Below are 13137 nucleotides of genomic sequence, written 5' to 3'. Positions count from 1 at the left end.
GTCGAGCAAACGGCTGGGGGCATTGCGCCCCCAGCTTGCTGTGTAGGCTTATTAAACGTGTTGATCAGAATCGGTACAGGATACCTAAGGAGAGAAATTCGGCGTCTTGTTCGCCGAGTTCAAAGCGCTCCCATTCGCCGCGAACGCCGAACCGCTTATTCTCACCAAACCACCCTTCAACACCGATGCCGAACGTAAAGTCTGTACCGGACTCCACCTCTTCGATATTCAATGCGCCAGTGCTGGTGGACCCGCCAATGGTCGTTTCCACTTCCCAGCTGATGAGCCCCACCCGCGCCATCACACCTAGGTGCTCACCAATTGACTGGCGTGCAACGACCGAGCCAAACACGCCACTACCGAGCAACGACAGGTTGCCCGACACCGTACGCGAAATGAGCGGCAACGTTTCTAGCGTTACATCACCCAGTTGCAAATCGATATCCGCTTCGCCCAGATCGACGTAACCCAGCTCAACGCCTAAGTGCTCGGTAGCCTGAAAACCCACAAAGCCTTTAAACCCTGTGTCATCATCACCAATGTCGATCGACTCGACATTCACCGCTTCCTCAATACCGCTGCGGATGGCCGCCACATCAGCTTGACCGTCCGCACCACCAAAGGCGACCCCGGCGTACCAGTAGGACGCATCATGGTCATCCGCCATCGCCGCAGCACTCAGGCCGAGCGCCAGCATTAACGCGCCTAGGCGCAAACGCCGCGCCACGGCCAGCAGCACGCCGGCCAGACTCAACCAGCCCAAGCTACCGACACCACCGCTACCGCCTTCGGTCGACACCGTCACCACCACCGGTTCGCGCGGTGCACCGGCCGCACTCAACGCGACATCCGCGGTCGGCAACGCCAAGTCAGAAGTTGTGATCGTCAGTGTGGCCATGCTTGCCCCCTCCGCTGCTGGCGTGTAGGTGATATCGATGGTGCATGACGCGCCGGCGGCCAACGTCGCGCAGGCATTGGCCAACGAGTAACTCGCCGCATCCGTACCGCCCAAGGTCGCCCCGGTCACCATCAAGTCGATATTGCCAGCATTGGTGATCATCACCGTATTGGTGCCGGTCTCACCGATTCGTACGCTGCCAAAGTTGAACGCCGTATTACTGATTTGAGCCACCGCAATCAGTGCTTCGGCCGTCACCGGTACCGTGCTGGTTGGATTATCCGCATCATTGGAATCAATCACTACATCGATCGTCGCCGCACCGGGTGTGGCGGGCGTAAACGTTAATTCGATGTCACACGTCGCACTCGGCGCGACCGTGCCACACGCATTGGTTTGGGCAAAATCGGTACTCGTGCCGTTGAGCATCACACTGGAAATGACCAGATCGGCCGTGCCCATATTCTCAACAGTGATCGTACCCGTGCCCGTTGTTCCGGCATTGACCCCACCAATATCCAGACCCGCGGGTACGACGATCATTGGCTCCGGAACCGGTGTCGCCATACCTGTGAGCGCCACATCCAGCATGGCTTCATCCGCATCGTTGGACGCGATGGTCAGAGTTGCAGTCGCATCGATCACCATCATCGGATCAAAGGTGACCGACACCACGCAATTGCCGCCCGCAGTCACTGTGGCACAGTCATTGGTTTGCGCAAAGACGCCGGAATCGGCACCACCAATCGTGACACCGCTGATTACCAAATCAGCCGTACCGGTATTACTCACTGTGAGATCCAACGTTGCGGTTGCATTGGCGAGAATGGAACCGAACATCAACGCGGTGGCGGATACGTCAATTTCAGGTGCTGGCGCCACACCACTACCGCTCAATGCCACATCGGCCGTCGGCGTATCAGGATCGTCAGACACAATCGACAGTGTAGCCATGGCATTGCCCGCTGCCGACGGCGTATAGGTCACATCAACCGTGCAAGACGCCGCCGTGGCGAGCATCGCACCACAGTTATTCATGATCGTGAAATCCGCGGACCCGGCCGATACCGTGATGCTCGTAATGTTGAGATCAGCGGTACCCAGATTACTCACGGTCACCGTTTCGGTCTCGCTTGTTCCCAGCAGCACTGCGGGTGCGAAATCGATCGCCAATGGCGCGACGTTTATGTTTGGCAACAGCATCGCGGTGCCGTTTGCCGAAACGTCTATGTTCAGTGGTGACGCCGGATCATTACTGGCGATTTCGATGATGTCCATCACGGCCGCCTCAACCGTCGGCGCAAATTCAATGGTGATCATGCACATGGCCATCGGCGCCACCGGCGTTCCAGTGCAGGTATCGGCTGCTACCGAAAACGGCGCCGCCAATCCGGTCACCGCGCTAACCAGTAAGTCCGCGTCACCCGTATTCGTCAATGTGAGCACTTCAGTGTTGGTGTCGCCCACGATGGTGTCGCCAATCAGGATCGGGTCAGCCGAGGCCATAACCGCCGGATCGAGCGTTGAGGACATGACGGCGATGTCGGCATTGGTGCCCGCTCCCGGTGTCGCCAGGTCGATTGAAAACGTGCTGTCAAAGGCGCCAGACGCAGTCGGTGAGAACTCAACCTCGATCGTGCACATGCCGGCCGGCGCAAGCACCTGACCCGAACAGAGGTCTTGGGCGGTTAGCGCAAACGGTGCGCCGGGCATGGTCGCTGTGCCCAACGTCGCCGCCAGTCCGCCCGTGTTGGTGACGGTGACAACGCCGGTTGTCGTACCACCCACGGCCACCGAGTCGATCATGAGCGCCATGCCGATTGGTGCATCGGAGCTCAGTGCAGCCGGTGCAACCACATTAGCCAACACGCCAAAATCGAGCACGGACTCATCCGCGTCATCCGACGCAATGGAAATGTTCGCACTGATCGCCGCTTCGATTGTGGGCGTCAGGGTTGCTGTGACCTCACACATTCCACCCGCCGCAATCGGCGCTGCATCACAGGTGTTCGTTACAACCAGATCACCCGGCGCACCGGTGGTCGTGACCGACGAAATCGTCAGCGGTCCGGTGCCGGTGTTACTCACCATGATGGTTTGCGCTTGCGCGCCTGAACCCGTCGCGACATCGCCAAAATCAATCGCCGCGGCGCCGGCTGCTGGCGTGGTGTCGATTTCAGGTGCCGCGGCCAGCGGTGATGTCAGCGAGCCAAAACCGCCTACCGTGCCCAACGCACCGCCATCTGCCGAAAAGGAGGCCGCATCCAAATCAAAGGAAATGGGAATAGAGACCATGAAGGTCGGAGAAAATGCCGTCACGGTGAAGTTGCCGGCCAAGGTACCCGCTGAGCCCGTTATCGCGGCCGCATCGATTGACGTGATCGGGACTAGCGTGCCAACGCCTCCACAATCGCCCATGCCGGTAGCAAAACAAAAACCACCCACATTTACGTCGATCGAAACAATATCAGCAATACCAATCGAACCGGCGAGCAAGGCGGCTTCATCCACCACTATCGGACCACCGACGATCGTCCCGACTGGCGTCAGTGCGACGAATGCGCCAGTTGCATCATCCACCTCGCCGGCGTAGGTCAGTGTTTCGGTTTGCGCCATCACTGACGGTGCACTCAACGCGATCATGGCGACTAAAAGACCTGATGCCACGCGTACCCAGCGAGCCGCGCTCGCCCATACATTCGAACTCATGTGAATCCCCTGATTCTATTTATCGGTGCAGCCGCCTCGCTTCTACAACGCACGCTGCTTTATGATCGTCGACCGTCCCATCCCAAGTCTGGTCAATTACCCGTCGCTTTTTTAGCAGGGCAACACCGGTGCCCAGAGTGCCTTGAGACGCTGCGTCCACAAAACACACTGCGACACGGACACCCAGGCGATCATGCACTCCTGTACGAAAGATCATCTTAGATGCGGGGTGTTGCGAGACTCCTGCCGAGTGAGTATACCCTGCACACTTTTCACGCGCCACTTGACTGTTTAGTTTTTTGCGCCACTTTTCAATGATTTACCACGCAACCACTCCAATTTCTCTACGGGTAGACCCGTATGGCGCACTCGCATGGCCGATCGAACGGATAAAATCGACGCGGCGTCCCCTTGCCATACGCCCATCAGGAAAGTGGGTTCTTCAGCTTGAGGGCTAGACGATAGGCCTCATTTCGGCGTCGCCCCGTCAAGTTCGCGGCGATCTGAGCGGCCTGCTTGGCGCCCAGGTGCTCACACAACACGGAGACTGTTCGCTGCAGGTCATCGTCGGTCGTTACCGTGTCCGACGCCCCACCCACGACGAGCACCAGTTCGCCCTTCTGACGCTCGACCCGCTCCGCCCACCAAGCCTGCAATTGCTCAAGCGTCGCGCGAACCAATGTTTCGTGAAGTTTGGTCAATTCCTTGGCCAACAGTCCAGGTCGATCGCCGCCAAAGGTTTGGACGCACTGCGCCAAGACCCGGGCGGCCTGATGACGCGATACGTAGAAAACAAGCGTTCGGGTCTCGCTGCGCAGCGCGTCTAATCGCTGCTGAAGCGCGGCCGTTTTTGCGGGCAAAAACCCCTCGAACACAAAGCGGTCGGTCGGCAACCCGGACACACTCAGCGCGCTGATCACCGCCGTCGCACCTGGGATCGGACACACGCGTATGGCGTGTGACTGTGCCCGCTGTACCAGCGTGTAACCCGGATCGCTAATCAAAGGCGTACCCGCGTCGCAAATCAATGCGACCGATTGACCTTGGGTAAGCCGATGCATGAGCTCGTCCGCGCGGCGATCCTCATTGTGGTCGTGGAACGACACCATCGGCGTTTGGATATTGAAGTGCTCGAGCAGCCGACCGCTATGCCGTGTATCTTCCGCGGCGATTATTTCCACATGATTTAACGTCTCGACGGCGCGCGGCGTCATATCGCCAAGATTGCCGATCGGCGTGGCCACCACATACAGACAGCCTTCTGACGACATGCCGTTTCCTTCAGGAGAGTAAGTTTAGCCCCCAAAATCGACGCCTAAACCACGCCTTATCGGGAATATTTGGCGCATTATTGGCCTGGGATTGAGTGTACCATTGTGCCACTCTGTCGCGGACACTCATCAGGATGAACACCATGCCACTCAACTTGTCGTCGCCATTTGCCGTGCGCCTGTCCGTACTCATTGTGCTGGGGCTGCTCGGCGCCTGTGTGCCCGAATCAGCCACCTTGCGGCCGTCCACAAATCCGCAAGAAATGGCCGAACGGCACGAAGCCGACGGGCGCTTTGATCGAGCAGCACGCACTTACGAGCGACTCGCAGACAGCGCGACCACCGGCAGTCGTCGAGACGATTATCTGTTGCGCGCATCGCGCGCCTGGTTCAGTCACGGGGAATCGATACGCGCGCTTGGAACACTGCGCAAAGTGCGAGGTGCTTATCCCAACGACGATCCCATTATCGGCATTTTGTTGGCGACCGATAAGCTCGTAAATGGCGAAGCGCGTGGCGCTTTGAGCGATCTTGAACGACTGCGGCCGCAGGTGCAGCATCCACAACAACCGGCCTATCTTGAGCTCCTGGCTCGAGCTCAGGCGGCCACCGGTGATGCGGTCGGCGCGATCCAAACATTGACCGAGCGGGAATCCCGGTTGCGTCGCAGCGATGACATTCGCCAAAACCGCACGCTCTTATGGAGCACACTGCGCGATCTCGGGCGTAAGGGTCATCCGCTTGAAACACCTGAGGACGCCGACCGCAATCTCCAAGGTTGGCTGGCCCTGGCGCGTGTTTATCGAGACCATCGCCGCAATCGAGCCTCGCTGGCTCTGCAGGTTCGAGAATGGGAAAACGAATATCGCGAGCATAGAGCAGCGGTTCTCACCGACAATTTAGCCGACGATGAAGCCTTGCCGAGCGGCGAACAGCCCAAATCCGTGGCGCTACTGTTGCCGATGTCCGGCCGTTTCAGCGGACCGGCAATGGCCATACGCGACGGCTTCATCGCCGCCTATCTAAGTGATAACGACAACGCCCAACGACCGCAAGTACAACTCTTCGATACCGCTTCAGTGCCGGTGGTGGAGGCCTACGAAACAGCGATCCGTAACGGCGCAGAGTTTGTGGTCGGACCGCTCAGCAAACGCAACGTTGGCGCCCTGATCGAAAACAACGCGGTCGCAACGACCACATTGGCGCTTAACTATCTCGACGAAGGTCAATCCGTACCCATTAACTTCTTCCAGTTTTCGCTCGCGCCCGAACATGAATCCGCCGCGATTGCGCGTCACGCCTTGGCAGAGGGGATTATGCGAAGCGTGGCTCTGGTGCCCGACAGCGCGTTGGGCGAGCGTCTGCTCAATAGTTTTGCGCTAGCCTACGAAGCGGGGGGAGGTCAGTTGCTGGATGCCGGTCGCTATACCCCAACCGATAAAGATTTTGCCGCCCCCATCACAAACTTGCTCAACCTCAACAGTAGCCGTGCTCGACATCAGGAACTGAGCGCGATCGTTGGCGAACGCTTGGAGTTTGAGCCACGTCGTCGCGAGGACGCACAGAGCATTTTTCTCGTCGCCAGCGCCCGGCAAGGACGACTCTTGCGACCGCAACTCAACTACCACTACGCCAATGACCTACCGGTCATTTCAACGGCCTCGATTTTTGAAGACGACCCAAACCTCAACCGCAAAGACCTCGAGGGAGTGACCTTTGCCGACACGCCATGGATCGTTTCGACTGACGACACCATCGTTGACCAACGCGAAGCGCTCACACGGGCGTGGCCCGAACGCGTGAAGCGTTTCGGTCGCCTGTATGCGATGGGCATGGATGCCTATGCGCTGCTGTCGGAACTTCATGGTCAGCAGGTGGCTTTAAACGCCGGTTTTCCTGGACTCACCGGACGCCTGAGCCTCGCGCCTGGCAATCGCATCACGCGCGATCTCGACATCGCGGTGATCCGGCGCGGACGTGCCGAGTATGTGCCGCCGCTCGACGAGCAAGATAGCCTGACCGAGTCTATCGACCTCGCACCCTGATACGACGGACGTGCGCGCTGTCCGGCCGCGTCGACGCCATCCGGCAGGCGCGGACGCGGAGCGCGCGGCCGAGCGGTTTCTTCTCCGATCCGGATTAACGTTGACGGCGCGCAACTATCATTGCCGATATGGAGAAATCGACCTGATCATGCAACACAAGTTCGAACTGGTGTTCGTCGAAGTCCGGTCACGTCGTAATCGCCTATTTGGCGGAGCCGCGAGCAGCGTGGGTCACCGAAAACAGCGCAATCTCATCCAAACTGCCCATCATTATCTGGCCTACTGTTGCACCGACCCGCAGACCCCTTGCCGGTTCGATGTGGTGGCCGTTACACGGCCAGAATGGCACATCGAGTGGATCGAAAACGCCTTCGCCTTGACCGATTGACGAACCCACGTAACAGCACGAACCGTCTGTCCATTCATCATTGAGGGCCTGCGGCGCCAAACCGACGCACATCGATTGAACCGAGCCTGATGAGCGCCGAACTAACTTGTCGCGTTGACTGACTGCGCGGTTTTTTCAGCTTGATAAATCAATTTCGAGCGAGTCGTTTGTACGACCGATAAAACAGTTACACTATCCACTTAACTACGTGGTTGACCCTTCCGGCCACCGTTTGGAAAAAGGACACGCCGTGAGCGATATAAATACAATGATTATCGATCTATTTAATCAAAGCATCGAGACGAAGAACCAGTCCCGCGACGCGATGGTAACCGATATCGCTCGCGCCTCGGTACTTCTTAATCGGTGTGTCAAAGCGCGCAACAAAGTACTCAGCTGTGGTAATGGCGGCTCTGCAGGTGATGCGCAGCACTTTTCATCCGAATTACTCAATCGTTTCGATCGTGATCGAGAAGGCTTTGCGGCGATGGCGCTCACTACTGATGCATCGACCGTGACCTCTATCGCCAACGACTATAGCTATGAAGACATTTTCGCTAAACAAGTTCGTGCATTGGGCAGACCCGGCGATCTGCTTCTGGCGATTTCAACGTCCGGTAATTCCGCGAATGTTAATCGCGCTATTCTGGCTGCGCACGAGGCGCAAATGGATGTGATTGCATTGAGCGGGCGGGACGGGGGCGACATGGCACCGCTGCTCCGGGGCGATGATGTCGAACTGCGTGTGCCGGCTACCGTGACAGCACGGATTCAGGAAGTGCATCTGCTGCTCATTCACTGTTTGTGCTATTTGCTCGATCGCGAGCTGCTCGGCGACTAAACGACAATGCGCTTAGAACAGTCGATTTCGGACGATTACTTTGCTATCGAGCGAACGTTGAGTGTTTTCCCAACCGACGGCGTTGCTTGCCAGTCATGAACTGATGCGGGTTGCGCGTGTGCGCTTAGCATTAAGGCGATTGACCATCGCTAACCGGTGACGCTGACAGAGCCGGCGATCCATGTCGATTCTCCTTCTCTTCCATCGCTGCTAGCACACGCTGCAGTCGTTCTCGGGCCGCCCGTGACAGTCGATGATGCGAACCTAATTTAGCTTCAAGCACCGGCAACGCGGCATTGAGTGCCTCATGCGCCTGAGTGTACTGACCAAGCGCCATGTAGGCTTCTGACTGTTCAGCAACATTCGCGGCTGTTTGCCAGTAGTTATCTCCATAGAGCCCTCGCAACAGTGTAACGGCTTGATCAAATCTCGCCAGCGCGCGCTCGGGGTCACCGACCGCCACGGCGACGTTTCCCTGTTCCCGAAGTACTTCAGCAAACATCGCACTGCCGGGGTCGGATGAACGCAAGTACAGTTTTTCCGCCTCATCGAGAAGAGCTTGCGCTTCTGTGTATAAACCGAGCGCGCGTTTAACGCGGGACAATTCGCATAAGGTTCGGCCGGAGTTGTAGGGCAAAGGCGATCCAAAGTTTTTTCGATCGACTTCAATGACGCGTGAGAGCACGGCATGCGCCTCGTCGTAACGACCCTGATCGCGGCGCAGACGACCGATCAGACCGCGAATCATCCGGATGCCATCGGCACTCTCCGCCATTTTTCCCGTTCGAATCTTGATTACTTTTTGGTACAACTGCTCCGCTTCCGCCAAACTGTCGATTCCATGTTTGAATTCCGCGTAGCTTTCGTACATGGTCGCGGTCAACAGCGAATCGTCTCCCGTGTTCGCAATTGAAAGCTCCACCGCCGTACGCAAGGCCTGATCGGCACTCTCTGTATCACCTTTGACCTGAAGCAAATTTGCCAGGAAACTGTATCGATACGGCAGCTCTTCGACATAGCGCTCGTCGGTGCCCTGTTTGTCGACTAGTGCGATATTGTCGCGAACCAAGCGCTCAGCCATGACGAAATTGCCCAGCTGCCGCTCAGTGATAGCCACATCATGCCGGGCATTGCGTGCGGCATGATAGCCCTTGATTCGATCGTTGCGAAAAAACGTATCGGATACGGAGTTCTGGTAGATCGCCAGCGACTCTTCAAACAGCGGTAGCGCAGCCGCCGAATCGCCTCGGTCGCGATACATTCTGCCGAGATTTTGCAAGACATCCGCCGTGTAGGGATGGTCTGGCCCGTAAAAATCGGTGTAGGTAGCGCGCGCCCGCTCAAGTTGCTCAAACGCTTTTTCGCTTTGCAAATTGCTCGCGTAGGCCAAACCAATGATACGCTGAAGTCGCGCCCGCGGCGCCGGCTGATTGGCCAGTTCCTCTTCCACCCTCGCGGCACCCACGTCCAGAATATCGAGAGCGGTCACCTGCTCTTTTTCGAGCGCACCTGGGGTACTGGACTCAAACACCTCCGATAAGAACTCGAGCGCATTCTCAGATACATCTTTTTCAACCGCGAGCGCTTGCGCCTGACGGTAGGTCATGACCGAGAAACTCAATAAGGAGACCAACACCAGCATCGCCGCGGCCAGCGGCACGCGGTGCCGATGAACAAACTTTCGAAGCAGGTAGCCGCGCGAGTCGGAAGCGGCCAGTATCGGCAAACCTTGCTGATAACGCTGGATATCCGCCGCAAACTGCCCGACCGATGCGTAGCGTCGCTGTGGTTCTTTACGTAGCGCCATCAATACCATCGCATCCAGCTCGCCGGCCAGCTTGCGCGACAGTTTGTCCCCGTTGGTGTTTCGCCGATCCGCCGCAATGGCGCGCGCACTATCATCACGACCTTTGAGCGTACCCAGCGCTCGGCTCGGCGGCGTCGGCATCGCGTGCAATACGATTCGCTCCATTTCAGCAGGCGACTTATCCACCAGCCGAAACGGGCGCGTGCCGGCCAACAGCTGAAACAACAAAACACCCAGCGAATAAATGTCGCTAGCGGTGGTGATCGGCTGGCCTTGCACCTGTTCTGGACTGGCGTAATCGGGCGTCAGTAGACGATCGCCGAGCTGTGTTTCTGCAAGGTCCTCTTGAGCGAATCGATTGTTAAGCACTTTCGCGATACCGAAATCAAGCAGCTTCGGAACACCCGACTCGTCGACGAGAATGTTGCTTGGCTTAAGATCACGATGCACCACCAGGCTACGGTGAGCGGTGGCGACCGCTGAACACACCTGCCGAAACAGATCGAGTCGAGCGTCAATATCGAGACGGCGCTGATCACAGTACTGCACGAGGGGAATACCATCGATGTATTCCATCACGATGTAGGGTCGCCCATCTTCGGTCTGCCCACCATCGAGCAGTCGCGCGATATTCGGATGGTTTAGATCCGCCAGAATTTGCCGCTCTGCACGAAAGCGTAGCAGCGCTCCCTCCGATTCAAGGCCATCATGAAGCACTTTGATCGCGACCTGCTGCTCGTACTCGGCATCAATCCGCTGACCCAAGTAAACCATGCCCATACCACCCGTTCCGATGGTATCAACGATTTTAAACGAGCCGATTCGCGCGCGGGTGCGCTGATTGGTTTCCAGCACCTGATCCGCTGCCGTGCGAATCAGGTCACCAACCAGCTCCTCATCGGCGTCCGCCGCCAGTATGAGCGCATCGACTTGCTTGCGCAGGCGATCATCGCCATCACACTCGGTGTCCAATAACTCGGCGCGTTGGGCCGCAGGCAGTTCCATTGCGCGATCAAATAAGCGCTGCAGTTCGGCCCATTGCTGGGTAGATAGTGAGTCAGTTTTTGAGCTCATTGTTGAGCCAAGCCTTGGCCATCCGTAGGTCGCGATGCACCGTTGCGGCAGAAATATCCAGCGCCTCCGCGATTTCGTCGTACGTCAGTCCACCGAAAAAGTGCAGTTCAACCACCTGGCTTTTTCGCTCATCCACTTCACTGAGCTTGCTGAGCGCTTCATCCAGATGCAACAAATCGGGCGCACGCTCTTCCCCCATCACGAGGGCTTCTTCGAGCGACAACGTCGTGTCTTTACCACCGCGCTTCTGGCGACGGTGCGCTTTGGCATGATCCACTAAGATCCGGCGCATAAGACGGGCAGCAATAGCAAAAAAATGCGCGCGGTTTTGCCATTCAACATCCATGTCGACCATGCGCATATAGGCCTCGTTGACCACGGCGGTAGCCTGAAGCGTGTGGCCTCGTCGCTCACCACGCATGTAGCTCCCCGCCAGTCGGCGAAGCTCCTGATACACCAGCGGCGTCAATTCCGAGAGCGCGGCTTCGTCACCTTCCCGCCAGGCACCGAGTAATTGAGTTACCGAATTCGACATGAAACCCCCACAAGTCAATCTCGTGTAATGGTATGCGGCCATCGTTGCCCGACGCAACTCACCGCCGTTCAATTGAACTCTGCCGCTGAAGGGGCTGGCAATTAACCTCGCCACCCCGACAAAAATGCGCGAGAAACGACCACTCAACGGCGGATTTCGATGGGTCAGTCGGATGGCAGCAGTGATCCATCGAAGCGGATTTGACACAAACAGACAGCGACTGCCATCGAAACGTCATGAACCCTGGGTAACGCTCGCGTTCGGATGACCACAACCTTTAGTCTTTGGTCTCCCATTCACCAATCACAGGAGAGAACCATGGGAGACAACACTGACGGACAAAATAACGATCCGATTCCATTTGCGGCGTTACCGCCTCCCAAAAATCCCACCATCCCAGTGGCCATTGCGGCCTTTGTGGGCGCGCTGGCCGGCGCGATCATTGGGTCGCAACTGACCTAACGGCCACTTGCTTTGCGTGATCGCCCGCGATCACGATGCTGCTACGAAGACGCGCGACCTGGTTCATCGCGCACACGTCCGCCGCCACTTCGTTCTGGCGCTGACAATTGAGGTTTGGCTGCAGCAAGCAAGACACCCTTCATTCGAACGCGAGCCCAATGGGACTCGCGTTTTTTATTAGCCCAATCGATTGCTTAAGAAAAACGTTTTGAAACAATGATTTGTGACAATTCGGAAATAAAGTGAGGGTTTTTCCCGGGTTTTCTCGCTATTACTACTGAGGACCAGTCACAGGAACGGATCCCGACGGCCAAAAGGACGGGCGGTGGCTGGTTCTCACTGTATCGGCCACGTGGAGAAACGTGTGATAAACACGAAGCAGCAACGTCCGCGTCGTGCACCACGCTCCGCTTTGTTTGCGGCGACAACGCCAAGAGAGGGGGCGCCAGCCATTCAGCCTAGGGCGCGTCGACCGTTGGGAAAACCGCTGTTTAGGGCGTCGCGGAAAACACCTACTTAACAACGCGAAGCGATGGCCGAACCGGATCATCCGATGGGGGTGGTTCGTCGTCGGGTTCATTCGCGGATGCAGCAAATATCATGCCCTCCCCGCTCTCCTTAGCGTAAATACCCAGCACGGCGTGGGTGGGCAGATAGATGCTCTCGGCTTGGCCGCCAAAACGAGCGACGAACGTGACCGCATCGTTTTCCATAACAAGATGCTCAACCGCCGAAGCGCTGATATTCAGGATGATACGATCATCAACGGTGTGCTGAACTGGGACATCCACCCCGCGCGCCGTGGCATCCACAACCACATACGGCGTCTGGCCATTGTCCACAATCCACGCGTGCATCGCGCGAAAGAGATAGGGCACACGGGAAGAAAGTTCTGAATCGCTCATTGTGGATTCCGAACGCGCGTCGCCACTGAATTTGGTGCGCCGCCCGAATCGGCCAACCTACATCCGCATTTCCTGCTCAAGCTCGGTGAGACTGCTCTGGAAAGACGGACGGGCAAACACCCGCTCCATGTAGGCCTCAATAGCGGCACCCTCCGGCCCAAGTTCAATGCCGTAACTCGGCAGGCGCCAAAGCACCGGCGCG

Annotated in this window: 10 protein-coding genes; 4 read left to right on the top strand and 6 right to left on the bottom strand. The window is 57.5% G+C overall.

The features are described 5' to 3' along the window. Nucleotides 1–64 precede the first annotated feature (64 nt). Nucleotides 65–3607 carry a choice-of-anchor D domain-containing protein gene (locus tag AAF465_13100; GenBank protein ID MEM7083661.1) on the bottom strand — a complete coding sequence of 1181 codons (3543 nt, stop codon included), beginning with the start codon at nucleotides 3605–3607 and terminating at the stop codon, nucleotides 65–67. Nucleotides 3608–4032: 425 nt separating this feature from the next. Continuing rightward, on the bottom strand, nucleotides 4033–4878 hold the full coding sequence (gene rsmI, locus AAF465_13095) for a 16S rRNA (cytidine(1402)-2'-O)-methyltransferase (protein MEM7083660.1): 846 nt from the start codon (nucleotides 4876–4878) through the stop codon (nucleotides 4033–4035). Nucleotides 4879–5021: 143 nt separating this feature from the next. On the opposite strand from rsmI, the gene AAF465_13090 reads away from it, so the two are divergent. From AAF465_13090 to AAF465_13080, 3 genes are all read left to right on the top strand, one after another. Beyond that, on the top strand, nucleotides 5022–6923 hold the full coding sequence (locus tag AAF465_13090) for a penicillin-binding protein activator (GenBank protein ID MEM7083659.1): 1902 nt from the start codon (nucleotides 5022–5024) through the stop codon (nucleotides 6921–6923). 10 nt (nucleotides 6924–6933) lie between these two features. Further along, nucleotides 6934–7311: a YraN family protein gene (locus tag AAF465_13085; protein ID MEM7083658.1), complete on the top strand. Its 378-nt coding sequence runs from the start codon at nucleotides 6934–6936 to the stop codon at nucleotides 7309–7311. A gap of 268 nt (nucleotides 7312–7579) precedes the next feature. Further along, nucleotides 7580–8152 (top strand): phosphoheptose isomerase, encoded by a 573-nt coding sequence (locus AAF465_13080; GenBank protein MEM7083657.1) that lies wholly within the window; start codon nucleotides 7580–7582, stop codon nucleotides 8150–8152. A 130-nt stretch (nucleotides 8153–8282) separates the two neighbouring features. Here the strand turns inward: AAF465_13080 and AAF465_13075 are convergent, their stop codons facing one another. Together AAF465_13075 and AAF465_13070 are read right to left on the bottom strand one after the other, a co-directional pair. Beyond that, nucleotides 8283–11033 (bottom strand): serine/threonine-protein kinase, encoded by a 2751-nt coding sequence (locus AAF465_13075; protein MEM7083656.1) that lies wholly within the window; start codon nucleotides 11031–11033, stop codon nucleotides 8283–8285. Next, nucleotides 11017–11568 (bottom strand): sigma-70 family RNA polymerase sigma factor, encoded by a 552-nt coding sequence (locus AAF465_13070; GenBank protein MEM7083655.1) that lies wholly within the window; start codon nucleotides 11566–11568, stop codon nucleotides 11017–11019. The genes AAF465_13075 and AAF465_13070 overlap by 17 nt, the downstream gene beginning before the upstream one ends. Nucleotides 11569–11886: 318 nt before the next feature. Between AAF465_13070 and AAF465_13065 the strand changes: the two genes are divergently transcribed. After that, complete coding sequence (locus tag AAF465_13065) at nucleotides 11887–12030, top strand: hypothetical protein (GenBank protein ID MEM7083654.1); 144 nt, start codon at nucleotides 11887–11889, stop codon at nucleotides 12028–12030. A gap of 512 nt (nucleotides 12031–12542) precedes the next feature. Here the strand turns inward: AAF465_13065 and AAF465_13060 are convergent. Continuing rightward, the gene (locus AAF465_13060) at nucleotides 12543–12935 is read right to left on the bottom strand and encodes a ClpXP protease specificity-enhancing factor (GenBank protein ID MEM7083653.1); all 393 of its coding nucleotides are present in this window, start codon (nucleotides 12933–12935) and stop codon (nucleotides 12543–12545) included. Nucleotides 12936–12992: 57 nt separating this feature from the next. Further along, on the bottom strand, nucleotides 12993–13137 hold a 145-nt coding region (gene sspA / locus AAF465_13055), incomplete at its 5' end, for a stringent starvation protein A (GenBank protein ID MEM7083652.1).

Source organism: Pseudomonadota bacterium (assembly GCA_039028935.1).
Lineage (GTDB): Bacteria > Pseudomonadota > Gammaproteobacteria > Steroidobacterales > SZUA-146 > SZUA-146.
The sequence above is the reverse complement of the archived record's forward strand: the minus strand, read 5'-3'. Positions and strand labels throughout refer to the sequence as shown.

Bases quoted from the DNA above. Each gene is read 5' to 3' on its own strand.
- AAF465_13100 (MEM7083661.1), bottom strand. From the start codon at position 3,607: ATGAGTTCGAATGTATGGGCGAGCGCGGCTCGCTGGGTACGCGTGGCA.
- rsmI (MEM7083660.1), bottom strand. From the start codon at position 4,878: ATGTCGTCAGAAGGCTGTCTGTATGTGGTGGCCACGCCGATCGGCAAT.
- AAF465_13090 (MEM7083659.1), top strand. From the start codon at position 5,022: ATGCCACTCAACTTGTCGTCGCCATTTGCCGTGCGCCTGTCCGTACTC.
- AAF465_13080 (MEM7083657.1), top strand. From the start codon at position 7,580: ATGATTATCGATCTATTTAATCAAAGCATCGAGACGAAGAACCAGTCC.
- AAF465_13075 (MEM7083656.1), bottom strand. From the start codon at position 11,033: ATGAGCTCAAAAACTGACTCACTATCTACCCAGCAATGGGCCGAACTG.
- AAF465_13070 (MEM7083655.1), bottom strand. From the start codon at position 11,568: ATGTCGAATTCGGTAACTCAATTACTCGGTGCCTGGCGGGAAGGTGAC.
- AAF465_13065 (MEM7083654.1), top strand. From the start codon at position 11,887: ATGGGAGACAACACTGACGGACAAAATAACGATCCGATTCCATTTGCG.
- AAF465_13060 (MEM7083653.1), bottom strand. From the start codon at position 12,935: ATGAGCGATTCAGAACTTTCTTCCCGTGTGCCCTATCTCTTTCGCGCG.